This is a genomic window from Deinococcus aerolatus, from assembly GCF_014647055.1.
GTDB lineage: Bacteria > Deinococcota > Deinococci > Deinococcales > Deinococcaceae > Deinococcus > Deinococcus aerolatus.
Map to the genome: position 1 here is coordinate 45297 of NZ_BMOL01000016.1, position 23296 is coordinate 68592.

A 23296-nucleotide genomic window follows, 5' to 3' on the forward strand; every position below is an offset into this window, starting at 1 on the left:
TGCCCCGGCCCGGTCTGAGCTGTGTTCAGGCTGTGGACCAGGGGCCTCAGCGCGCTGCGAGCCACGCCAGCAGCTCGGCCTCGGGCAGCGGCGGGCAGACCACGTAGCCCTGCGCGGCGTCGCAGCCCAGGTCGCGCAATACGTCCAGTTGCTCGGCCCGCTCCACGCCCACCGCCACCACCTTCAGGCCCAGGCGGTGCGCCAGCTCAATGGTGGAGGCCACCAGCGTGACCACCCGCGGGTCATCGGGCAGCCGGGCGATCAGGGTGGGGTGCAGCTTGATGACGTCCAGCGGAAAGCGGATCAGTGCGCTGAGGTTGCTGCCCGCACCGTCACCGAAATCGTCCACGCACAGCCGGGCGCCGTAGCCGCGCAGCTGCTCCAGCATGTCCAGCGTTTCCTCGCTGTGGTCCAGCAGGCTGCCCGCCGTGACCTCGATGTCCGGGGCGCCGTGGGTGCGGAGCACCGGCAGCAGGCGGTCCAGACCCTCGCTGCGGCGCAGCTCTTCCAGGCTCAGGTTGACGCTGACCTGCCACGCTCCGGCCGCTGCGGACTGCCCGGCCGCGCCGGCACGCACGCGGTCCCGGCTGGCGACGGCTTCCTCGACCACCCATTCCCCGATCCGGGCGATCAGGTCACTGCGGCCCGCGGCCTCCAGGAAACTGGCGGGCGACAGCAGGCCCAGCTGAGGGTGCTGCCAGCGCAGCAGCGCCTCGGCCCCCAGCGCACGCCCGGTCCCGAGATTCAGCACCGGCTGGTACAGCAGCGTGAACTCGTGGGCCGCCAGCGCGCCGCCCAGGTCCTCTTCCAGCGCGTAGGCGTTTCTGACCCCGGCGCGCAGGGCCGGCGTGAAGAAGCCGATGCCGCCGCGCCCCTGCTGGCGGGCGTGGCGCACCGCGATCTCCGCGTTGGAGAGGATATCCTCCGCCGTTCCCCCGTCCAGCGCCGCCACCCCCAGCCCGAAGGTCAGGGCCGTCTCGCGTGGGCCGCAGCGTAGCGGGGCACTCAAGGCCCGCTGCACAGCTTCCATGGCGTCGTGGCTTTCCAGGTGGGGCAGCAGCACGGCAAAGGTGCCGCCCTCCAGCCGCGCCACCGCGCCGCCCGGTCCCCCCACCTGGTCGCTCAGGCGGGCGGCCAGACCAATCAGCAGCCGGTCACAGGCCACCCGGCCCAGGGCGGTGTTCAGGGCACCGAACCCGTCGATGTTCAGGCACACCAGCGCGCCGGGGGTCGGCGGCGTGCGGTCCATAGCCGTCAGATCCTCGCGCAGGCCGACGCGGTTGCGCAGCCCGGTCAAGGAGTCGTGGCGGGCGTCGTGGTGCATCTTGGCCTCGGCACGGCGCAGCATCGTCACGTCGCGCAGGGTCAGCAGCAGGCCGCCTCCCGCCGGCGCGGCGGCGCGGCTGCCCCCGTCCTTGCGCCCTGCCTCTGCCCCGACAGGCGTGAGGCGCAGCTCCATGTGGCGCAGCGAGTGGCCGGGCAGCGCCAGCAGCACCTCGCGGCACGACGGGGCCGGCAGACTCCGCCACTCGGGCAGGGCCAGCGGCTGCCCCTGCGGCGAGAAGACCTTGACGCCCAGCTCGCCCAGCACCCGCGTCAGCCCCAGGCCCACCAGTCGGGCGGCCTCCACCCCCAGCAGCGCCGCCGCGGGGTCGTTGATCAGCTGCGCCCGGCCCGCAGCGTCCACCAGAACGGCGGCGTCCTCGGACAACGCCAGCACCTGCGAGATCATGCCCAGCGGGGCCGGGCCGCCGGCCTGCGCGCCTGCGCTCTCGGCCACCAGCAGCCCATTCTCGGAGGACCGGCGCACGTTCAGGGTCAGCACCTCGCCGCTGGCCAGCCTCACGTCGGCCTGCGCCGGGCCGCCGCCTGCGGCCAGCCGCACCAGGTTATGAACCGCCGCCGAGGGCGCACCCTCGAAGCCGGCCCAGGCCCACAGCGGCGCGCCGACCAGCACCGGTGCCGGCTGGCCCGCCACCTGCGGGGCCAGTTCGCTCAGGCCGTGGCTGGCATGCAAGACCACGCCGGCCTCGGTCAGCAGCGCGGCGGGCGTGCGGGTGTCCAGCAGCGCCGAGACCCCCGCGGCCCGCTCGTATTCACCGCTCACATCCTGCAGGGTCAGCATCACGCCGGCGCCCCAGCCGCCCAGGTAGGGCCGGGCCTCGCCGCGCACCCAGCGCACCTTGCCGCCGGCCGTGTCTGCCTGTGCCCCCACCGGGGGCAGCGCCTCGTCGGACAGGTGCACCGAGCGGCCCGAGACCGCCCCCTGCAGCGTCAGCAGCAGCTCCGGGCGGCCCGGCAGCACCTCGGCCACCGTGCGGCCCAGCACCTCGGTGTCACTCAGGCCCAGCAGTTCCAGAAATGGACGGCTGACGCGCCGGAAGGTCAGCTCCGGCGTCAGCCAGGCCGTCGCCACCGGCAGCTGCGTGACCAGCACCTCGGCCTCGCGCACCGCGCCGTCTGGCCGCGAGGCCGCCAGCAGCATGGTCAGCACCTCCACCGCCGTGGGCGACACCGGCCCGTCCTCGCTCCACAGCAGCCCCAGCAGCTCGCCGTCGCGGGACAGCCAGGTCATCTCGCCGCCCTCCAGCCACGCCTCGGGCGGCTCCAGTTCCGGCCCGCCGTCTTCCAGGCCGCCGTCTTCCAGGCGCAACACCGCGTCGCCCACCCGCGCCAGCAGCGCTGCCTGCGGCGCGTGGGCACGCAACAGATCGCTCAGGGCCGTGAACAGCGCCGCGTTGGGCTGGAGGGCGCCGGGCGGGGCCGGGCTGGTCTGGAAGGTGGCCGGAGCGGATTTGGACAGGGAGTGAGTCACGCTGAAGTTACCTCGCGTCCACAGACGCTGTGAATTATTGGGTCCTGACAGGCAAACGCAGCACGCAGGGGGCGGCAGGAAAAGCAGAGGCGAGAAGAATCGCAGGGGCAGCCGCATGGGGAAGGCCGCAGGCAGGGATCACCTGGGTGCCATCCTGCCACCCGAACTCTTACCCCAATCATTCAAGAAAACGCGTTAGACACGCGTGCCGCTGACCCACCGTGCAGCAAGTGAACCGGGGCTCAGGCGGAAAGGCCCAGCCACACGGGCCCCCTGCCTGGCCGCCTCCCCCTGCTTCCGATTCCCGCCGCCGTCCAGGCGCGGCTTTTCCATCCAGACGCCGTCATTCAGGCGTGTCGCTGCGGCTCTCCCATGAACACGGCCGCCGTGCGCCCGGAAGAAGGAGCCAGGGCACGACAGGAGCCACCACTGCCCTTCTCAGGCCAGTGCCTGGAGCTGGTCAGCGGTCAAAGGTCAGGGGCAGGCACGGTTCTGGCCGCTTGCCTCCTGCCGGGGGCCAGCGCTCAGGCCTGCCAGCTCTCCTCTTTCCAGGCGGCGGGCCACACCAGATAGATGCCCGTGTCGCTGGGGGAACTGGCGGCCACCAGCCTGCCCACCTCGGCAGCGTCCGGCTCGTCGATCACCCGCGTGAAATCGGAACTGTTCAGGACCGTCTCGCGCACCATCCACTCGCGTTCCTGCGCCCAGTGCACCAGCTGCACCAGCGCCTCCATGCCCGGCCGCCCGAAACGCGGCCCGAAGGCGGTGGCCACCACCGTCGCCACGGAACCCACGATCAGCACCGCCGCGTAGCCTGCGCGGTCGCGCTCGCCCTGGCGGTCCGTTACCAGAATCAGCTGGCCCGCCGGCCCCCCCGCGCCACCCGACGGGTGCTGCTCCAGATGGGCCAGAACGGCATTCAGGGTCTCTTGCGGCGCCCCGGGGAGGCCCAGCGGATCGGCAATTTGCATGGGCGCAGTGTAGCGAAGAAGCAGTGTGTCCAGCGCTGACGCCCTGTCAGGCGGGGAAAACGCGACGTTTCGCACCGCTCCCGTCTGTTGCGCCGCCCCACGGACAGGACGCGGGCAGAAAGCCTGGGCTCAGCGCAGGCTGAACATCATCGCCACGTGCGCCCCGGTGCCGCCCAGCACGAACAGGTGCCAGATCTCGTGAAAGCCCCAGTGCCGCCAGAAGCCCTGCTCGCGCGGCCTGATCAGCCGGGTTCCGTAGACCAGTGCCCCCAGGGTGTACAGCACGCCTCCGGCGGCCAGCCAGAAAATGGCAGCGGCAGGCAGGTTGCGGACCAGTTGCGGCAGGAAGATCACGGCTAGCCAGCCCATCCCCACGTACAGCAGCGTGCTGACCCAGCGCGGCAGACGCATGGTGACCAGCTTCAGCACGATGCCGGTCAGTGCAATGCCCCACACCACCCACAACACCACGCTTTGCCACAGGCCATGCAGCCCGAAGTACGCGATGGGCGTGTAGCTGCCCGCGATCAGCAAGAAGATGCCCGCGTGGTCCAGTTTCCGCAGCCACAGCATGCTGTGCTCGCTGCGGCCAAACGAGTGGTAGCTCGCGCTGGCCGAATACAACGCCACCATGCTGACGCCGAAAACCACGAAGGGCCACAGCGCCAGCCCGCGCGAGTGCGCCCACCACAGCAGTGGCCCCAGCACGATCAGCGCCGCCACGGCGCCGGCCCAGTGGGTCAGGGCGTTCACCGGTTCACGCGGGGCGAGCAGGAGGCGTCTCATATCCCCAGGCTACGCCTCCTGCCCGCAGGCTTGGTGGTCCGGGACGCAGTTCATACGGATTCCGTCTGTTTCGTTAACAAACCGGGAGGGCGCCGGTTTGCCAACTCCACTCCCGGAATCCGTTCTACCCGTTCTCGCTTCGTTCGGATTTTCATCGTTTTGCAAACGATTCAATCGGAGCCCGTATCAGACGTGGCCGCGGTGGTCAGCCGCTTTCTGCCCCGCCCTCCTGGGTGGCCGCCCACAATGCCAGCACCTCCTGCGCCTCGTCGGCGTGCATCTGCTCGACCAGGGCGCCGCCAAAGGTCACCACGCTCTTGCCAGCGGAGCGGCCCTCGGCCCAGGCGGCCAGCAACGCGCGGGCCTGCTGAACCTCCTCTTCAGTCACGCCGTAGGCCGCATTGGCCGGGCCAAGCTGGTCCGGGTGGATCACAGTCTTCCCGGCAAAGCCCAGGGCGCGGCCCTGCGCGCATTCGCGGGCAAACCCTGCCGGGTCACGCACGTCGTTGAACACGGCGTCCAGCGGCAGCTTGCCGTGGGCGCGGGCGGCCAGCACCACCGCCGACAGGGCATGCAGCAGAGGTAAGCGGTCCGGGTGCGGGCGCGTCCGCAGGGCGCGGGCCAGATCGTTGGCCCCCACCAGCAGGCCCGCCACCCCCGGCACGGCGGCGATGGCCGGGGCGTTCAGCACGCCTGCGGGCGTCTCAATCATGGCCCACAGCGGGCGGCCCAGCGACAGTTCGGAGGCGGCGCGGGCGTCTTCCACCTTGGGCAGCACCAGACCCGACGCGCCCGACAGCAACGCCATCTCGCGGTCCTCGTGTTCCCAGGGGGTGCCCTGCCCGTTCACCCGCACCAGCACCGGCACGCGCCAGCCGCCGGCCAGCAACGCCGCGCGCACGTTGGCACGGGCTTCGGCCTTGTGTTCGGGGGCCACAGCATCTTCCAGATCCAGAATCACGGCGTCGGCGGCCAGGCCGCGGGCCTTCTCGATGGCGCGGGGCTTGTCGCCCGGCACGTACAGCATGGAACGCAGAGGGCCAGAGACCGCGTGATCAGTCATCGCTGCCCATCCGTGCCGCCAGCGCCCAGCCGCTCAGCAGGGCGGCCTCCACGCGCGGGCCGTGACCATCGGGCGTGAAACCGTCGCCACACAGCCCCAGACCGTACGGAGCGTGCCACAGGCAGGGGCCGGGCGCTCGGCATTCAGGTGTGGCGTAGCGCCAGCGGTGGGCAAAGGCGTGAACTGGCCGGAGTTCCTGGCCCAGCACCCCGGCCGCTGCCGCCAGCAGTTCGGGCAGGACCTCGTCCGAGCGGCGTTCCAGGTTGGCGCGGGACCACGCCGCCGAGGCCTGCAACATCAACGCGGGCGGGTGATCTCCGGCACGCTTGGTGTGTTCGCGGGCGATCCAGTCCAGCACCGGGTGGCCGCGCAGGCTCAGGGCCGGCCAGTCGGCCCCGGTGTCCTGCTCCAGCACCACACCCGCCGCCCAGCACGGGGCGTACTCCACGCGGCGCAGCGTCGCGGCGGTCGCCTGCAGATCTCCCAGACCGTCCCTACCCAGCTCCAGCAGCAACGGCTCCAGCAGGGCCAGGGCCTGCGGGGCGGGAAGGTTCAGCACCAGCCGCGCGGCCTCGCCCGCCACGCCGTCACGCGAATGCACGCGCCAGCCGCCGGGCAGACGTTCCAGGCTGCTCACCTCCAACCCGGTCTGCACGTCCAGCCCCCGCGCCAGCTCGCGGCCCAGGGTGCTCATGCCCAGGGGCGGGGCATAACGCGGGTGGCCGTCCGGCGGCGGCGGCGCAATCTGCCCGTCCTCCCAGGCCGCAAACCCCTGCGCCCACACGCGGTTCCAGCCGGCGGTCACGCCGCCCTCGGCCAGCGCCACGGCGCGGGGATGCCGGGCGGTGAAGTAGCGTGCGCCGTGATCCAGCCGGGCCTCCGGCGGCGGCGTGCGGCGGGTGGCGGCGCGGCCTGAGACCCCACGCGACTTGTCCAGCACGCGCACCGTCTGGCCCCGGCCCCGCAGGTCATGGGCCAGCGCCAGCCCGGCCAGCCCGGCCCCCACCACCAGCACGTCCGGCTTAGCAGGCATGGGCCGCGCCTTTAGGCCGGACAGGACGCGCAGCGCCTGACACCAGCAGGAAAGGCAGCAGCGCCAGCAGGAACTTCATAGGCCGTTTCATGCTGCCCAGGGTAACGCGCCATGCTCTAGCCTGCTCGCATGAATTACGCCGATCTGCTGGGACTGACCGTGCTGGAAGCCGCGCCGCAGCGCACTCGCGTCCGCGCCCAAGTCACGGCATCGGGCCTGAACATGCACGGTACCGCCCACGGCGGCCTGATCTTCAGTCTGGCTGACGAGGCGTTCGCGGTGATCAGCAATCTGGAGGCGCAGGCGGTGGCCGTGGACACCCACCTGAGCTTCTTCCGCGCCGCAACACCCGGAGACGAACTGGTGGCCGTCGCCACCCCGGAACGCGTGGGCCGCACCCTGGCAACGTACCGGGTGGAGGTCCGGCGCGGCGAGGAGGGCGAGGTGCTGGCACTGTTTATGGGGACAGTTTCCAGGCGGGTGCGGGAGGGTCAGGCGAGCTGATACGGGCTCCGATTGAATCGTTTGCAATAACGATGAAAATCCGAGCGAAGCGAGAACGAGTAGAACGGGTTCCGGGAGTGGAGTTGGCAAACCTGCGCCCTCCCGGTTTGTTAACGAAACAGACGGAATCCGTATGAGACTTATTCAGGGCGGTGGTGCTGGGCCGGACGGCCCTGGGCATCTTTCCAGCACGCCCAGCCGTTGCGAGACGCGCCGGAGATATCCATAGCAGCTGCACTGGGACTCTTATAGGTCACGTCTTGGACGTATTCCAGCAGCTCGGCGCTCCTCTCAACGAGCTGCCCAGCCTTCGTGTAACCCTGCCTGCGGCCCCGAATTCCCCTCGCATTGGTTCCGCTCTCACCCAGCACGCGGTTCAGGGCTGTACTTCCCGCCTGCACGGTCCAGGTTCCATCAGCAGGCCGGTAGATGGCGTGGGCCTCGGCCCCGAGAAGGCAGTACGTGAAGTGAATTTCCCGGGGCAGATGAACAATTTTCGTCTGCGACGGCACACCCAGCAACACGTCGCGCTCGGCTTCGGTGATGGTGCCGAGTTGCGCCGCCAGCCTGACCGCACTCTCGAAGGAGCCAATCTCGTGTTCTTGCTGAAAGGCCTGCACCAGTGGCGTCTTCTCCTTCAGGATGCGGGCCGCGTCCAGCCGTTGCTGCTGGCAGTTCTTGATGTTCTGCACGGCGTCCGCAAAACCGTCGACGCGCCACATCTCCGCGTCCAGCAGGGCCGCCAGATCGTCGGCGAAGGTGTGGCCCTCCTGACCCAGTTCCAGTTTCAACGCCACCCGTTCTTCCCAGCGGCCCGGCAGATGCTCGTCTATAGCGATCCACACGCGCCCGTTGGTCACGATGGCCCAGCGCGTGCCTTCGTTGACGGCGTATGTAGACGCCTGCTGGAACTGCGGCGCCCCCAGCGTGACGTTCATGCCCTTGATTTCCAGGGCGAACCTGCCTGTCCCGGCGCGAATCAGAAAGTCCGAACGGTTGCCCGTGGCATTGGTTTCCTCCGGCACCACCTCTGCCGGATTCCAGATGTCGAATCCGGCAGCGTGCAGCACCCGTAGCACAATCGCCTGACGGACAATGGCCTCGCCGGGATTGGGGCTCTGGGCAAGCCACGCGCCGATGGCCGCCACTGCCTCCCGAATCCGCTCCTGAATGCCTGACATCTGCGGGCGAGTTTAGCAGCGGCGCAGCTGTAACCGCACGCTATTTCCCGCCCAGCATGTGAGGCTGAGGCCGTGCTCGCGCAGGGAGGCGCTCGGCCAGATCAAGGGTCTCCTGCCTGGGGATATGTCGCCAAATTCCGTATCAACCTCGAAATTTATTGAAGGGAAAGGCATGTTCCCTGCCGGGTGAGCGTCGAATCCTGTTCAGGCCGGAACTATCCCTTCTCGGCGAGATGTCATAAGGATGAAACACAGAAAATCCGGACACCCTGAGGATGCCCGGAAACGTTGGAACCGTTAGAGAGGAGGCTTAGCGCAGAACTTTCAGGGCCTTGAGGATGGCGATCAGAATCACGCTGCCAACCACGCCCCAGATGATGCTCCAGAAGCTGAAGCCATCGCCCGCTACTGTCGCGCCGCCGATGTTCAGCAGTCCGCCGAAGATCCATGTGGCGAGCAGTGCGCCCACGATCCCGATCAGAATGTTGGCGATTGCGCCCTGCTGTGCGTTGGTGTTCATGATCATGCTTGCCAGCCAACCGCAGAGTGCACCTACCAGAATAGTAATGATCCAACCCATGTTCGTGACCCCCTTTCAAAGTCGTTAGATTTCCAACGTTGAATACTCGTTGTGGGTGAAGCATGAAACTCGGCACAGCCACCAAATGCAGCCAAACATACTTTCTGAAGATGGCGCAAAGGTGGATTAACTGACTATTCAAGTCCGCTTAAGCCATCTTCTCAGAAATCTATACTCTGCCACTCATTTCTGATGTTGCCTTGACGTTCCGGGGGATGGGCGCGGAGCGCAAACAGTGCCGGAGGCACCGGCATTTGTCTTGCCCTCGCGGCACTTTCCAGCCTACGGACGTTTAGCATGGGCGCATGTGTCTGTCTGGCCCAGTGTGGCCCTGCTCTTTATCTGGAGGCCCCACCGTGCTGCCTGCACTGTTTCGGGTAGACGGCCCCGCATGACCGCCTTCACCGTGCGTGCTCCGGCCAGCAGCGCCAACCTAGGACCGGGCTTTGACAGCCTGGGTCTGAGCGTGCCGCTGTACACCACCCTGCGCGTCTCTCCAGGCAGCACAACCCAGGTGGTGCCGCTGGGACCGGGGCTGGAGGGCACGCCCGCCGACGAGAGCAACTATGTGTATCAGGCGATGCTGCTGGTGGCACGGCGCACTGGCCTGATGCTGCCGCCCGCCCGCATCGAGATCAGCAGCGAGGTGCCGCTGGCCCGCGGCCTGGGCAGCAGCGCCGCCGCCCTGGTGGCCGGCATCGTGGCCGCCAACGAGTTGCTGGGCCGCCCGCTGGACAGCGGCGCCGTGCTGGACGTGGCTGCCCGCGAGGAGGGCCACCCCGACAACGTGGCTCCGGCGCTGTTCGGCGGCATCGTGGTGGCGACGCTGGACAAGCTGGGCACGCATTACGTGCGGCTGGACCCGCCCGCGAATCTGGGCGTGACCGTGCTGATTCCAGACTTTGAACTCAGTACCAGCAAGGCCCGCGCCGTACTGCCGCGCGAGTACAGCCGGGCGGACGCTGTCCACGCGCTGTCGCACGCTGCGCTGCTGGCCGCCGCCCTGTCCCAGGGGCGACTGGACCTGTTGCGGCACGCCATGCAGGACTACATTCACCAGATCTGGCGGGCGCCGCTGGTGCCGGGGCTGAGCGATATTCTAGAGGACGCCTGGCGGCACGGGGCGCTGGGGGCTGCGCTGTCCGGCGCGGGGCCGACGGTGTTGTGCTTTCACGACACCCGCGAGGGCACCGCGCCGTTGCACACCTACCTGAACGGCGTGATGGCGAAGAACGGCCTGACCGGCCAGGTCATGGACTTCCCGATTGACACCCAGGGCACCCTGGTCACCAGGAGCTGAGCAGCGTCTTTCCTATTTCATGCCCTCGTTGCCCGTCTGCTTGATCTGCTCCATCTTCCCCATTGCCTCCAGCCAGTCGTGCTCGCCGATGGCGCTTACGTCCTGACCCGCGTAACCTTCGGCCAGCACCTCGCGCATGGCCTCGGCCTCGCGCAGGCTGGTGGCCTCGCGGCCCATGCGGTCCAGGATGGGATCCAGGCTCATCGTGCGGCTGATTTGCATGCCTCCACGCTAGCGGGGCCGGGGCGGACCGGCGTGAGGACACGGCGGCAGGTTCTTTAGACGCGGGCCGCAGGGCTGGATGGTCCGAACGGCAGAATGCTCTAATCTGCGGCCATGTGGATGTCATCACGGGCCAATGCCGTGCCGGGCAGCGTCTTTGCGCTGATGGACGCGGCGAAAAGCCGGGCGCGGGCGCGTGGGCTGCCGGTTATCGACCTGAGCATCGGCAGCAGCGATCAGTCGCCGCCGGAAGCGGTACTGGAGGCCTTGCGCGGGGCCACCCGCGACCCGCTGACCTACCGCTATCCGCTGTTCAGCGACACCGCGCCGCTGCGGGAAGCCGCCGCCGCCTACCTGCTGCGCCGCTTCGGGGTGGGGGTGGACCCGGACACCGAGGTCCTGCCCCTGATCGGCGCCCAGGAAGGGCTGGCCCACCTGCTGCTGGCCGTCACCGATCCCGGCGACACGCTATTGCTGCCGGATCCCGGTTACCCGCCGTACCTGGGCGCAGCGGCGGTGGCCGGGCTGAGAACCGTCCCGCTGCCGCTGCTGACCGAACGCGGCTTTCTGCCTGATCTGGACGCAGTTTCTGCCAGTGTCCACCCCCGCGCCCTGCTGCTGAACTACCCCAACAACCCGACCTCGGCGGTGGCGGACGCGGCCTTTTTTCAAGAGGTGGTGGAATGGTGCGGGGCACGCGGCACCCTCCTGATTCACGATCACCCCTACGCGGAGCTGACGTTTGGCGACTACCGCGCCCCCAGCGCCCTGGAGGCGGGCATACACGGCGTGGTCGAAGTGCACTCCTTGAGCAAGACGCACCACATGGGCGGCTTCCGGGTGGGCTTTGCTGCCGGGGACGCCGGGGCCATTGCCGCGCTGGCGCGCGTGAAGGGTGCGGTGGACTTCCACGCGTACCTGGGCATCCAGCGGGCCGCCGCCCTGGCGCTGGGCCTGCCGGACGCGGTGGGGCGCACCGGGGCCGCTGTCTTCCAGGCCCGCCGTGACGCGCTGGTGCCGGCCCTGCACACCCTGGGCTGGGAGGTGCAGTGGCCCCAGGCCAGCATGTACGCCTGGGCGCGGGTGCCGGGACTGACCGACAGCGTGGCCTACGCGGTTCGCGCCGCCGAGGACTGCGGCGTGGTGGTCAGCCCCGGCCGGGCCTTCGGGGAACGCGGCGAGGGCTTCGTGCGTTTTGCGCTGGTGCAGCCGCCCGAGGTGCTGGTGGAGGCGGCGCGGCGGCTGGCCGGGGTTGGGGTGGCGGAAGCCGTCGTCAGCACACGGTAACGCCGCACCCTATCCCGCCGGGACGCCCGGCCCGCGCTCGATCACGCTCAACCCCGCGAACTTGAGCAGCAGACGCTTCTGGCCCACGCCGGGGAAATACACCAGCACCTCGCGCCTGTCCCCCTGATGGAAACCGCCCATGAACACGCCGTCGCCGAATTTGGCGTGGCGCAGCCGCAGCGGCTGGGTGCTGCTGACCGCCCGTTGCAGCTCACGGCTGGGAATGCCCAGGCGGGCGCTGACCTCGGGCAGGGACAGGCCGTGCAGGTCCAGCAGTTCCCGCGCCTGCAGCGGCCACGATGGGGCCAGTTCGGGGACGGGGTCAGGGGCGGCGGCCTGCGCTTCCGGCGCGGCCTGCACGCCCAGCACCCCCTCCAGAAACAGCCGGGTGGCGTGCTTGTCGGTGGGGCGGCGCTCCCCGCTGGGCAGGTACGGGGAATAGCAGCGCGACACCGCAATGCACTCGTAGCAGCCTTCCGGGTTCTTGCAGCAGGGCTTGGAACACAGCGCCAGGGCGCGGGCCAGCAGGTCGTCCAGTTGCTCGTAGGCACGGCGCGACACGCCCAGGCCGCCCAGCCAGTCGTCGTACAGGAAGAAGTAGGCATCGTGGCCGCCCCGGAATGCCCCGGCCAGATCGTTGTCGTCGCAGGCCACCCGCTCTGGCGTGACCTTTTGCAGCAGGTGCTTGAGGGTATGGGCCACGGCGCTGGGCCGCTCGGTGGCGCGGGGGTCCAGCCCGATTTCCAGCGCACTGGTGCGGAACGGTGGCAGCTCGGTGGGCGCGTCGTACAGGTGTTCGGACAATTTATGGTCCTGCATGCGGTCCTGAATGCGGCCCCCGCAGCGGGCGCAGGTGCGTTCGGCGGGCCCGGGATCGCGGTCGCAACCCACACACACGCGCTCAAAGACTTGCCGCAGCATCTGGTAGCCGGTGTAGCGGCGGCGGATGCTGACCTCGCCGTGTCGGTACGCCAGCGGCCCGCGCCGCTGCCACGGGGTCATCTGGCCGGGCGTGACCTCGATGCTGTACAGCCCGCGCGTGAACAGGTTCTCGGCGCTGAATCTCTCCACAATGATCGCGGTGCCGGCGGGGTGCTTCTCCCAGTGCAGCACCTTGTAGCCCTGGCCGTCCAGGGTGAACACCGCGCCCTCGTGCTTCTCGGTCAGGGCGTAGTGCTGGCTGGGCGATTCCAGCGGGGCGTCCAGCGCTTTTGCGCCCAGCCGTTCCCAGTCGGCGGCCTCCACCACGGCGTATTTCAGGCTGCCCTCGCCGCGCAGGTTCCAGTATTTCTGCGCTTCCACGGCGGCGGGGTGCGGCCCGCGCAGACCTGCCGCGCCGTACTCCTCGTTCTGGCGGGCGCGGTGCCGGGGCGACAGATACGGGTTGGCTGCCTCCACCACCGCCTTCTCGATCGGGCCGGTCAGCAGTTCCAGAAAGTTGCCGGAGTTGCTGTAAAAGGCGTCGGCGGGTTGCGGCACGCCCTGCTCGTTCAGCGCGGGCAGGTACAGCACCAGCCCCGGCGCCACCCGCCCGGCGCGGCCCGCCATCTGCCGGAAGGCCATGCGCGAGCCTGGATAGCCGTCGATGATCACCACCTCCAGGTCCCCGATGTCCACCCCGGCCTCCAGCGCGTTGGTGGCGAACATCACGCCGCTCCCCGCGCGGCGGAACTCGGTCAGGCGGCCCTCGCGGTCGCTGGTGCCGGCCATGTACAGGTGGGCGTGCCTGGCGTACTGCGGCTGGGCGCGGTAGGTGCCGTACAGCCGCGCGGCCCGGCTGCGGCCCCGGAAAAAGGCCAGCACCTTCAGGTCGTAGCGCTGAGACGCCTCCATCACGGCGTTCCAGAAGCGGCGAGGCTGGCCCCGGTGGTCCGCCAGATAGAAGCGTTTGCCGGGCCGGGCCGCGCCGGATTCCGAGACCTCCACCGCGTCCACGCCGATCAGTTCGCGGGCGAATTCGGCGGGGTTGCCGATGGTGGCGGTGCTCAGCACCACCTGGGGACTCGCCCCCAGCGCCCGCGACAGCTCCAGCAGGCGGCGCAGCAGGCCCGCCACCTCCGAGCCAAAGCCGCCCCGGTAGGTGTGGGCCTCGTCCAGCACGATAAACGACAGGTTCTTCAGGAACTCGCGCACGCGGGGGTGGGTCAGGGACCAGTGCAGCTTGTCGGGCGTGGCCGTGACCATCCGCACACCGTCCGCGAAGGCGTCGGCGGCCTGTGCGCTGCTCTGGAACGCGCCGATGTCCCAGCCGAAGCCGCCCTTCTCTTTGAAGGTCAGCAGCTTGTCGCGCTGGTCCTGTCCCAGCGCCACGAGTGGATACACGAACAGCGCCGTTGCATGTTTATCCCGCTCCAGCCGGTCAAAGACGGCGGGGAAAAAGGCCCCGGTCTTGCCGCTGGCCGTCGGCGTGGTCACGATGACATGCCGGCCCTCGTGCATCAGGCGGTACGTCTCGGCCTGGTGGGCGTACACCTGCCCGAAGCCGAAGCCGCGCGCCACCGCCGGGCTCCAGCCCAGTTCACCCACCCCCACGGTGCAGGCCGGGGCGGCCTCTTCCTCATGCAGCCGCGCCGCGCCGCCGCCCAGGGTGTCGCGCAGAAACCCCTCCAGGCGGGCAAATGGGGAACGGGCGGGCAGCATCGCGGCTCAGTCTAGGCGGGTTGTACGCGGGGAAAAGTGCGCGGGGAAAGGCTCGCCCCGCCTACGCGTCGTCCTCCTCCGCCTGTGCATCGTCTGACTGTGTTCCGTCCAGAGCTGCGCCATCGGCCCAGTCCCCGGCCAGCACGGCCCGCACGGCCTCAATGCGGTCCCGGCACTGCGCGTAGGCCTCGCGGGCCTCCTCCAGCAGCGGCAGAACGCGGTCCAGATCGGCCTCGCCGGTTTCGAGTTCGGCGGCGATGCGCGACAGCCGCGCGTAGGCGTCGCGGTAGGCGGTGGATGTATCGGCGCTCATGGCCCCACATGCTAGCGCCCGCTAGGCTGCGGCATGGCCCCGCCCACTGACTTCAAGCACTTTGACCTGACGGCCCTGCCCAACTCGGCGCGATACAAGCTGCTGACCGCCACCGTCGTGCCGCGCCCGATTGCCTGGGTCTGCACGCTGGGCGCGGACGGCGTGCCGAATCTGGCCCCCTACAGCTTTTTTGGGCTGATGGGCTCCGATCCGCCCATCGTGACCTTCGCCCCCGGAGACCGCGCCGACGGCACCCCCAAGGATACGGCGCTGAACATCGGGCCGGGCGGCGGGTTCAGCGTCAATCTGGTCAGCGCGGCGCTGGCGCAGGTCATGAGCGACAGCGCCACCGATTTCCCGCATGGCATGGCGGAGGTCACCCAGCTGGGCATCGAGCTTGAGCCGGGCGTCCGCATCACCGTGCCGCGCGTGCGGGCCAGCCCCGCCACGCTGGAATGCGTGGAGGTGCAGACCGTACAGATTGGGAACACCCGCATCATCCTGGGCAAAGTGATTGGTCTGAGCCTGCGCGCCGACGCCGTTCTGAACGAGGAAAAGCATTACGTGGACACGGCGGCACTGGACCTGATCGGGCGCATGGGGGGGCGCGGCGGCTACACCCGCACCCGCGACGGCTTCGAGATCGCGCGGACGACGTATGCCGAGTGGCAGGCGCGGGAAGGACTGGAGGACTGAGACGAATTGCGGTTCTTAGCCCACCGGCTCGCCGCCTGCCCGGACGCGGTGGTTGTCGGCCCACAGGTAGCGGGCGGCCAGCGTGCGGTACGGCGTCCACCCGGCCAGCACCTCGTCGGCGGGCATGTCCGGATACAGCCGCGCCAGCCCCTGCCGCAGCGCCAGATCGCCAAGGCTGAACACGTCGGAGCGGGCCAGGGCGAACATCAGGAACATCTCGGCGGTCCAGCGCCCGATGCCGGGCAGCGGCAGCAGCGCGGCGATCACCGCCTCGTCGGGCAGCGTGGCGATGTGGACAAAGTCCACCGTCCCGGCCTGCTCGGCCCCGGCAATGGCCTTCACTGTCCGCACCTTGGCCCACGACAGCCCCACCGCACGCAGCTCATCGCCGGGCGTCTGCAGCAGCGCCCTGGCGTCCAGGGTGCCCAGCCGGTCGAGCAGGCGGGCGTGGATGCTGGCGGCGGCCTTCACGCTCAACTGCTGGCCGTTGACGCTGCGGATCAGCGTGCCGAACGGGCCAGGGGTGGGCGCCAGCACCGGCAGGTCGCCGTTGTGGGCGATCAACTCACGCATGGTGGGATCGCCGCTCAGGTGGGCGGCCGCGTCGGCGTGGTGGAGCAGCGGGAAGGAAGTGGGCATGGAGGTATTCAAACGCATTTTCCCATGCATCCTCCGCAACAGGTCAAGACCGAATGGCCCCACAGTCACAAAGAGATCAGCCGTATCCCCCACCATGAACGCATGAACCGTTTCCTCTCCCCCACCCTCTGCCTCGCTGTGTCCGGCCTGCTGCTTGCCTCCCCGGCTCTGGCCCAGACCCAGATCGGCGGCGTGACCCTGACCCCGATCAAGCCGGCAGCCACGGCCCCGGCCACCGCTTCCAGCACATCCAGCAGCGATTACGACGCTACGTCCATTCCCAGGGGCTACCGCGAGGTCCGGGGCCGCGTCACTGGCCCCAGCGAGGGCCTGCGCCTGCCGGCGGGCAGCCGGATCATGCTCAGCCTGGTGGACCTGACGGCGGCAAAAGCCCTGGTGGACATCGAGTTCGGCACTTCACGTCTGTCCACGCCGTACCAGATGGTCTACAACCCGGTGCGACTGAACAGCACGCATAGGTACGCTGTTCGCGCCGTGGTTGCTGACAAGAAGGGCAAGGTTCTGTTCCGCAGCGCGGACGTGCCCCTGCCGGACGGCCAGCGGGTCACGCTGAACGTGCCGGTGACCAACCGCTGACCCCCGGAAAAAACGGAGGCGGAACGCTCATGAACCGAGCGCTCCGCCTCCGTTTTTTCCCCTCCCGTCTTTAGCGGGTTTCGGTCAGCGTGAAGCTGCCGCTGCCGCGGTAGGCATAGACCTCCCAGCGGTAGGTGCCGCTGCCCGCGCTGTAGGTGACGCTCTCGCTGCTGCTCGAACCCTGGCTGGAGGCCACGTCCACCCAGCTGCTGCCGCTCTGTTTCTGCAGGTACAGGTCAAAGTCTGTGCCGCTGGGACCGCTCAGAACGCCCTTGATGGTGCCGCCCGCGTAGCTGAAACCGGTGCTGAACACGCTCTGGCGGGAGCTTACCGAGCCCGTGTAGGTGGTGGTGCCGCCGGTGGGTGGGGGTGGGGTGGTGCCGCCCGCCGCGCCGGTGTACAGCAGCTTGTTGGGGCTGCCGGTGCCCGCACTGCTGACCTTGCCCGCCGTGGTGTTGCCCAGCAGCGTGCTGGTGACGCTGGCGGTGCTGGCCCCGGCGTTGGCCGCCAGGATCAGGGCCACCGCGCCCGCCACATGCGGGGAAGCCATGCTGGTGCCGCTGATGGTGTTGGTGGCGCTGGTGCTGCCGATCCAGGTGCTGGTGATGTTGCTGCCCGGCGCGAACAGGTCCAGGCACGAGCCGTAGTTGCTGTAGCTGGCCCGCGCGTCGGTGTTGGTGGTGGCTCCCACCGTGATGGCGCTCGCAGCGCTGGCCGGGGAGACATTGCAGGCGTTCTGGTTCTCATTGCCGCCGGCCACCACCATCACCAGGTTCTGGGCCGCCGCGTTGTTCACCGCATCGTTGACCGCCTGGCTGAAGCCGCCGCCCAGGCTCATGTTGGCCACGGCAGTGCCGGACTTGTTGTTCAGCGCCCAGTTCACCCCCGCGATCACGCCGGAGTTGGTGCCGCTGCCGCTGCAGTCCAGCACTTTCACCGCCACCAGTTGCACGCCCTTGGCAACGCCCCAGGTGGAGCTGCCCACCGTGCCGGCGACATGCGTGCCGTGGCCCTGGCAGTCGCTGTTGTTGCCGTCGCCGGTTGTGTTGGTGCCCCACACCGCCCGCCCACCGAAGTTGGTGTGCGAGGTGTTGATGCCGGTGTCGATGATGTACGCCTTGACCGCGCTGGCGGTGGTGGAGTACGTGTAGGTGCTGTCCAGCGGCAGGTCGCGCTGATCGCTCCGGTCCAATCCCCAGGTGGCTCCACTCTGGGTGGCGCTGGCGCGCATCACGCCGTCCTGCTCGATGTACTTCACGTCAGGGTTGGCCTGCAAGCGGCTGAGGTTCTGGGCGCTCAGGCGCGCCGAAAAGCCGTTCAGGGCCTGAGAGTAGATGTTCTGGATGGTGACGCCCTGCGGGTCCAGCCCCAGACCGCGAACCAGCCCGCCCGCGCTCTGGGCCGTCAACGCCTGGGCCGTCATGCTGCTGGCCCCCTGGCTCAGGACCACGATGTATTGCCCCTCAATCGCATCGGGATTGTTCGTGCCCAGCAGGGGGGCGCCGGTGCGGCTGCGCTCCGAGGCCGCTCCTGCCCCCAGGGTGACTTCCGGGGCGGGCGTGGCCGCGTTGCTGGCCGCCGTGTTCTGCACAGGGGTCTGGCTGCCGCAGGCGGCGAGGGAAAGGGTAAGCAACAGCAGGCCAACAGTGGTGCGTCCATTCATGCAAAACCTCCAGAGAACTTCCCAAAACACGGCCAACACAGGACATCAGACGCCGTCCCTCACAACCGAGGGAGGTTCTAAAACAGACCCGAATGAACGTTTAGGAATTGGAGAAATCATAGGGGCGGGAGTGGACCCATGGTGTGAAATACCCGACGCACATTGATTTCACAACACTCATTAATGGATGCTACAGGAAAGCCGTTACAAAGCGACCTTCATGTAATTTTATTCAGTTTCACTGTATATCTTCACATGTCTAAAGCTCAAGTTGGACAGAAAGCAGTTCCTTAGGGGGCAGCCAGGACAGGAGTCTGTACCCTGACTGGCTGAAGGTCACCGCTACAGGTTCCAGCCCCCCGCCACCTCCAGCTCCTGCCCGGTCACGTAGTCGCTGGCGCGCACAAAATACAGCGCAGCGTCCACGAGTTCGGCCACCGTGCCTGCCCGGCCGGCAGGAATCTCGCGCAGCGGCTGCGACACGCTGGTCTCAATCACGCCGGGGCTGACCACATTGACGCTGACGCCGCTGCCAGCCAGTACAGAGGCCAGCGAGCGCGACAGTTGCAGCACGCCGGTCTTGGCAATCACGTACGGCACGATGCCGGGCCGGGCGGTCAGGTTGTGCGCGCCCGCGTAGCCCAGGTTGACGATGCGCCCGAAGCCCGCCGAGCGCATCAGCGGCGCGGCCTCCTGACAGGTGGCGAAGGTGGAGGTCAGGTTGCTGCCCAGCATCTCGGCCCACTCGGCGTCGGTGGTCTCCAGCAGCGGCCTGTTGACGTAGTTGCCCACGTTGTTGACCAGCACGGCCAGCGGTGACCCGGCAAAGGCGGCATGCGCCCGGCGCACCAGCTCACGGGCCTGCGCGGGGTCAGTGAGGTCCGCCTGCAGGGTCACCGCCCGCACGCCCAGTTCCTCGCAGAGCCGCGCGGTGTCCTCCGCCTGCGCCGCGCTGCCCCGGTAATGCACCGCGACGTTGTGGCCCTCTTCGGCCAGCGCCAGCGCCAGCGCCCGCCCGATGCCCTGGGCCGCGCCGGTGACCAGGGCCGTTCCCCTCACCTCACGGCTCCCTGCGCTGCGCCAGGGCCACCAGCGTCTGCGTGTAGGTGTTCAGCGGGTAGGCAGCCGCCTCTGCCAGCGTCACCCAGGCCCAGTCCTCAATCTCCTCATTGGGCGAGAGCCGGGTGTCGTCGGTCCGGGCAAAGTAATCAAACAGCAGCATGTGGCTGGGCTTGTGGAACTCCGGCGAGAGAACCGCCTCCTGCGTCTGGGCATGGCAGATGTCGCGCAGCCTCAGCCCGGTCTCCTCACGGAACTCGCGGGCCACAGCGTCCACCAGGGTCTCGCCCCAGTCCACCTTGCCGCCCGGCACGCCCCACAACCCGCCCCACTTGGTCGTCCGGGCCAGCAGCACGCGCCCCTCCGCATTCCACACCAGCGCCCCCACACACACTAACGGCCTGTCCATGCGGCCCAGGCTACGGCGAAACGTGCGAGCGGGGTGTAGCGCCTGCCACGGCCAGCGCTTCACGACAGCAGCGGCAGAAGCTCGGCCATGGGTGACAGGTCAGCCAGCCTCAGATCAGCCACCCGCCGCCGCTCGCCGTTATAGACGGCAAATTCCGAGCCCAGCAGCCTCCTTTCCGGGGCCCAGCCGATGACGTAGGCATGGGCCAGGGCCGCCACGGTGGTTCGCGGCTCACTGCGCAGGTTGTAGTGGTAGTACACCTGAACGTTGATGTCGCGCGGCTCCCGGCTGTTGAAGGCCGGTCTGAACTGTCCCGGAATCGCCGCAATGCCGTGGTGGTAGGACAGCGACGACTTGACCGAGCACCTCGCGGCCGTGCCGTCCCTGCGGCGCAGGACGACGTCGTGACCCGCGTCGGGAATGGTGGCCGCCTTATCCACGGCGGAGACGGCACAGCGGCCCTGCCCCGTCAGGTAAGCAATCACCGCCAGTTCGGCAATCTCACCCATCAGCAGGTTGTGGTACCGCTCCAGCGGGTCGCGGCCGTGCAGATCGGCCCGGTCATGCACATGCGGCAGCAGGCGCGCGCATGTGATGGCCGCCGTCTGAACCAGCTCCTCCGTGACCAGCCCCCGCAGGGGAATGGCGTCCTCCGCGCTCAGGGGCACGCTTCTCCGACTGCTCCGAACGCTTCCCCAAGCTCGGCGGGCACGGCGCAGACCCTCACGTTGGCCTGGGTGACGGCCGCAGCCACCAGCGCAGGCTCCCAGGTGTAGACGGTCACCGGCTGCCCCGTCTGTCCGGCCAGCCGCAGGGTTTCCTCCAGCACGTCGCGCCCGGTCGCGGTGAGGTACAGCAGTGCCCGATCCTCGGCCCAGTGCTGCTGAATAACCTCGTCCGGACAGTACGCCGTCAACGCCTGAACGTGCCGCAGTTGCAGGGCGAACCAGATCTGCTCGTGCGTCCTCTCACCTGCCCCGGGACCAGCGACACGCAGGTAGGCAAATTCCCCCCCCAGGCCCGGCACGTCCACCGGGCCGGAGCGGGTGCGGTGGGTGTAGCCCTGGACTGCCCGGCCCACCCGCTCACGGGTCACGGTCCGGCACAGGTTCTTGTGCGGTTCCTGCGGCGTGGCCTCGGTGGAAGACACCAGAATGAAACGGCGGCTGGAGCCGGGTTCCCCGGCATTCAGCGCCAGGACCGCATGCGCGGTGGTGCCGCTGCCCGCAAAAAAGTCCAGCACGGTGTCGTCCGGGCCGGTGGCCTGCGCGATCAGGGTCTGCACCAGCGACAGCGGCTTGGGATAGCTGAAGCCCATGCCCGCCGTCTGCAGCATCTGCCCCAGCAGCGTGGTGCCTTCGGCGTTCAGACCGCTGCGCAGCACCGTCCGGTCCTCAACGGTCTCGTGTTCTCTCGGCCCGGTGATCCAGCTGGAAATCGGCTTGCTGGGGCGTTTGACCTCCGAGCGAAAGCGCTTGTACCCCGGCGTGCCGTAGCCCAGCCGCCGCCCGACGTACTGCGACAGGTACGCGTCCTGCTCTTGCGGGGTGTCGTGCAGGCCCAGCCGCAGGAAGTGCGGGGCGTGGCCCGCCGTGATGGCGGCCCGCAGGTCCTCCAGCGAGGGGTAGATGACCGTTCGGTCGTTTTTCGGGAAGATCACCCGGCCCTCGCGGATCAGCTGCTCCATCGTCTCGCGCCGCAGCTTCTGGCCCCCCTTCACCAGTCGCTCAGAGGCAAAGGCCCAGACCCGCTTGGGGTTGGGGGCGTACCACACGTCGTCCTGCGGATTGTGGATGGGATAGAAGCCGTTGGGCCGGGCACGGTGGTCGTGCGATTTGGACAGGTCGCCGCGCTTCCACGGGTCGGGGTTGCCCGCATCGTGGTCCCGGTAACCCGACAGGTCCTTCTCCAGCCCTGCAAACGAGAAGCCCGGACGGGCGTAACACAGCACGTACTCGTGGTCGACGCTCAGAAAGCTGGGCGGCACGTCGTTGCTGCCCGAACGTCGCCGCCACACAAAGGTGCCGACCTTGCCGCCGGGGAACACCTGGTCCAGCAGCAGGGTCAGGCGGGCGACCTCGTAATCGTCGATGGACACGAACAGCACGCCGTCAGGCGCGAGCAGGCCTTGTGCCAGGGCCAGACGCTGGGCCATGAATTCCAGCCAGGCGGAATGCCGGTAGGCATCGTCCTTGCCGTGGTAGCGGTCATGGTAGGCCAGTTCCTGCCCCCCCGTGTTGTACGGCGGGTCGATGTAGATGCATTTGATCCGGCCCCGGTGGGTCAGGTGCAGGAAACGCAGGGCATCCAGATTGTCGCCCTCGATGATCAGGTTGCGGTGGGGCGCGTCGCCCACGCTCAGGCCACGGTCAAGGTCCAGCGTCATGGCCGGCGCCGTCCCCTGCTGCGGCTCGTCCCGTTCCCAGACCAGTCCAAACGTCTGTTCGGCGTCCCGGCGCTCCAGCAGGCGAATCAGGGCGTCACGGTCCAGGTGGGAGTATCTGGAGTCGGTCACAGTAGAGGACGGGCGGTGCGAAACGGCACCGGGAGTGGAGGAAACTTGCACACGATGGCCCCAGCATAGGTCACGGGAAGGTAAACCCCAGAGATCCGCCCGCCCGGAGGTCAGGTGCTAGCCTCACGGGCATGAACCTCAAGACCGAGGACTACCGCGTGAAGGTCGGCAAGACCGTCAGGCTGAAGAACTGGAGCACCGACGAGAACGGTGGGCTGGACAAGGCAGAGGGCAAGGCGTGGGCCAAGGCACTGGCCGATGAGCTGGCCCACTGGCAAGAAAGGCTCTACGCCGAGAACCGCCGGTCCCTGCTGATTGTGCTGCAGGCGCGTGATGCGGGCGGCAAGGACGGCACGGTCAAGCATGTGATCGGCACCTTCAATCCCAACGGGGTCCGCATCTCCAACTTCAAGGTGCCGTCCGAGGAGGAACGCGCCCACGACTTCCTGTGGCGTATTCATGCCCAGACCCCCAAAACAGGCATGATCGCTGTTTTCAACCGCAGCCATTACGAGGACGTGCTGGTCACCCGCGTCCACGACATGATCGACGACAATACGGCCCGGCAGCGCCTGGAGCACATCCGCAACTTCGAGACCCTGCTGGGCGATTCGGGCACGCGGGTCCTCAAGTTCTACCTGCATGTCAGCAAGGACGAGCAGGAGGAGCGCCTGCAAGCCCGGCTGGACGACCCCGACAAATTATGGAAATTCAGCGCCGCCGACCTGAAGGAGCGTGCGCTGTGGGACAAGTACACCAAAGTCTATGAGGAGGCCCTGGGCACCAGCACGGCGGCGGCGCCATGGTACGTGATTCCCGCCGATCGCAAGTGGTTTCGCAATGTGCTGATCAGCCAGATCATTCTGGACACCCTTAGAGACATGGACCCCCAGTTTCCGGAAACCGACCTGGACCCCAAGAAGATCAAAATCAAATAAAACCCAGCACAGGCCTGCAACGAAAACGCCCCCTCCGGGAAGGAGGGGGCGGAGATGGAGCGGGAGACGAGATTCGAACTCGCGA

Annotated in this window: 22 protein-coding genes; 6 read left to right on the forward strand and 16 right to left on the reverse strand. The window is 68.5% G+C overall.

Annotation, left to right across the window (positions count from 1 at the left end; translation table 11 throughout):
* Positions 1–46: 46 nt before the first annotated feature.
* The 5 genes from IEY31_RS14650 to IEY31_RS14670 all read right to left on the reverse strand — a co-directional run bounded on the left by IEY31_RS14650 (position 47) and on the right by IEY31_RS14670 (position 6668).
* Complete coding sequence (locus tag IEY31_RS14650; protein WP_229723654.1) at positions 47–2815, reverse strand: sensor domain-containing protein; 2769 nt, start codon at positions 2813–2815, stop codon at positions 47–49.
* A 524-nt stretch (positions 2816–3339) separates the two neighbouring features.
* On the reverse strand, positions 3340–3786 hold the full coding sequence (locus IEY31_RS14655) for a DUF3197 domain-containing protein (RefSeq protein ID WP_188973280.1): 447 nt from the start codon (positions 3784–3786) through the stop codon (positions 3340–3342).
* A 129-nt stretch (positions 3787–3915) separates the two neighbouring features.
* Positions 3916–4572 carry a PAQR family membrane homeostasis protein TrhA gene (gene trhA / locus IEY31_RS14660; RefSeq protein ID WP_188973282.1) on the reverse strand — a complete coding sequence of 219 codons (657 nt, stop codon included), beginning with the start codon at positions 4570–4572 and terminating at the stop codon, positions 3916–3918.
* Positions 4573–4777: 205 nt separating this feature from the next.
* Entirely contained in the window at positions 4778–5635 is an 858-nt protein-coding gene (locus IEY31_RS14665; protein ID WP_188973284.1) for an HpcH/HpaI aldolase/citrate lyase family protein, read from the reverse strand.
* Positions 5628–6668: an NAD(P)/FAD-dependent oxidoreductase gene (locus tag IEY31_RS14670; protein WP_188973286.1), complete on the reverse strand. Its 1041-nt coding sequence runs from the start codon at positions 6666–6668 to the stop codon at positions 5628–5630. Before IEY31_RS14670 ends, IEY31_RS14665 begins: the two co-directional genes overlap by 8 nt.
* 129 nt (positions 6669–6797) lie before the next feature.
* Here IEY31_RS14670 and paaI point away from each other — a divergent pair, with 129 nt between their 5' ends.
* The gene (gene paaI, locus IEY31_RS14675; protein ID WP_188973288.1) at positions 6798–7172 is read left to right on the forward strand and encodes a hydroxyphenylacetyl-CoA thioesterase PaaI; all 375 of its coding nucleotides are present in this window, start codon (positions 6798–6800) and stop codon (positions 7170–7172) included.
* Between the two features lie 140 nt (positions 7173–7312).
* On the opposite strand, the gene IEY31_RS14680 is transcribed toward paaI, so the two are convergent.
* Together IEY31_RS14680 and IEY31_RS14685 are read right to left on the reverse strand one after the other, a co-directional pair.
* Positions 7313–8353: a DUF4357 domain-containing protein gene (locus tag IEY31_RS14680; RefSeq protein ID WP_188973289.1), complete on the reverse strand. Its 1041-nt coding sequence runs from the start codon at positions 8351–8353 to the stop codon at positions 7313–7315.
* Positions 8354–8663: 310 nt separating this feature from the next.
* Positions 8664–8933, reverse strand: coding sequence for a GlsB/YeaQ/YmgE family stress response membrane protein (locus IEY31_RS14685; RefSeq protein ID WP_188973291.1), 270 nt, complete (start codon positions 8931–8933; stop codon positions 8664–8666).
* A 391-nt stretch (positions 8934–9324) separates the two neighbouring features.
* Here IEY31_RS14685 and thrB point away from each other — a divergent pair, with 391 nt between their 5' ends.
* On the forward strand, positions 9325–10233 hold the full coding sequence (gene thrB / locus IEY31_RS14690) for a homoserine kinase (protein ID WP_188973293.1): 909 nt from the start codon (positions 9325–9327) through the stop codon (positions 10231–10233).
* Between the two features lie 12 nt (positions 10234–10245).
* Here the strand turns inward: thrB and IEY31_RS14695 are convergent, their stop codons facing one another.
* The gene (locus IEY31_RS14695; protein WP_188973295.1) at positions 10246–10455 is read right to left on the reverse strand and encodes a hypothetical protein; all 210 of its coding nucleotides are present in this window, start codon (positions 10453–10455) and stop codon (positions 10246–10248) included.
* A gap of 114 nt (positions 10456–10569) precedes the next feature.
* Here IEY31_RS14695 and IEY31_RS14700 point away from each other — a divergent pair, with 114 nt between their 5' ends.
* Positions 10570–11742 (forward strand): aminotransferase class I/II-fold pyridoxal phosphate-dependent enzyme, encoded by a 1173-nt coding sequence (locus IEY31_RS14700; protein WP_188973297.1) that lies wholly within the window; start codon positions 10570–10572, stop codon positions 11740–11742.
* A 9-nt stretch (positions 11743–11751) separates the two neighbouring features.
* On the opposite strand, the gene IEY31_RS14705 is transcribed toward IEY31_RS14700, so the two are convergent.
* Together IEY31_RS14705 and xseB are read right to left on the reverse strand one after the other, a co-directional pair.
* Positions 11752–14382 carry a DEAD/DEAH box helicase gene (locus tag IEY31_RS14705; protein WP_188973299.1) on the reverse strand — a complete coding sequence of 877 codons (2631 nt, stop codon included), beginning with the start codon at positions 14380–14382 and terminating at the stop codon, positions 11752–11754.
* 61 nt (positions 14383–14443) lie between these two features.
* Positions 14444–14695 (reverse strand): exodeoxyribonuclease VII small subunit, encoded by a 252-nt coding sequence (gene xseB, locus IEY31_RS14710; RefSeq protein ID WP_188973301.1) that lies wholly within the window; start codon positions 14693–14695, stop codon positions 14444–14446.
* Positions 14696–14728: 33 nt separating this feature from the next.
* On the opposite strand from xseB, the gene IEY31_RS14715 reads away from it, so the two are divergent.
* Entirely contained in the window at positions 14729–15391 is a 663-nt protein-coding gene (locus IEY31_RS14715; RefSeq protein ID WP_188973303.1) for a flavin reductase family protein, read from the forward strand.
* Positions 15392–15406: 15 nt separating this feature from the next.
* On the opposite strand, the gene IEY31_RS14720 is transcribed toward IEY31_RS14715, so the two are convergent.
* Positions 15407–16030, reverse strand: a complete 624-nt coding sequence (locus IEY31_RS14720) for a DNA-3-methyladenine glycosylase family protein (protein ID WP_229723655.1) — start codon at positions 16028–16030, stop codon at positions 15407–15409.
* Between the two features lie 102 nt (positions 16031–16132).
* Here IEY31_RS14720 and IEY31_RS14725 point away from each other — a divergent pair, with 102 nt between their 5' ends.
* Positions 16133–16627, forward strand: a complete 495-nt coding sequence (locus IEY31_RS14725; protein ID WP_188973307.1) for a YbaY family lipoprotein — start codon at positions 16133–16135, stop codon at positions 16625–16627.
* A gap of 70 nt (positions 16628–16697) precedes the next feature.
* Here IEY31_RS14725 and IEY31_RS14730 read toward each other — a convergent pair whose 3' ends face one another.
* The 5 genes from IEY31_RS14730 to IEY31_RS14750 form a co-directional block, all read right to left on the reverse strand.
* Positions 16698–18290: a S8 family peptidase gene (locus IEY31_RS14730; RefSeq protein WP_188973309.1), complete on the reverse strand. Its 1593-nt coding sequence runs from the start codon at positions 18288–18290 to the stop codon at positions 16698–16700.
* 342 nt (positions 18291–18632) lie between these two features.
* Positions 18633–19349: a bifunctional dihydropteridine reductase/dihydrofolate reductase TmpR gene (tmpR, locus tag IEY31_RS14735; protein ID WP_188973311.1), complete on the reverse strand. Its 717-nt coding sequence runs from the start codon at positions 19347–19349 to the stop codon at positions 18633–18635.
* 1 nt (position 19350) lies between these two features.
* Positions 19351–19758 (reverse strand): NUDIX domain-containing protein, encoded by a 408-nt coding sequence (locus IEY31_RS14740; RefSeq protein ID WP_188973313.1) that lies wholly within the window; start codon positions 19756–19758, stop codon positions 19351–19353.
* A gap of 59 nt (positions 19759–19817) precedes the next feature.
* Positions 19818–20426 (reverse strand): hypothetical protein, encoded by a 609-nt coding sequence (locus IEY31_RS14745; RefSeq protein ID WP_188973315.1) that lies wholly within the window; start codon positions 20424–20426, stop codon positions 19818–19820.
* Positions 20417–22273: a site-specific DNA-methyltransferase gene (locus IEY31_RS14750; RefSeq protein WP_188973317.1), complete on the reverse strand. Its 1857-nt coding sequence runs from the start codon at positions 22271–22273 to the stop codon at positions 20417–20419. Before IEY31_RS14750 ends, IEY31_RS14745 begins: the two co-directional genes overlap by 10 nt.
* 131 nt (positions 22274–22404) lie before the next feature.
* Here IEY31_RS14750 and IEY31_RS14755 point away from each other — a divergent pair, with 131 nt between their 5' ends.
* Complete coding sequence (locus IEY31_RS14755; protein ID WP_188973320.1) at positions 22405–23211, forward strand: polyphosphate kinase 2 family protein; 807 nt, start codon at positions 22405–22407, stop codon at positions 23209–23211.
* The last annotated feature ends 85 nt before the right edge of the window (positions 23212–23296 follow it).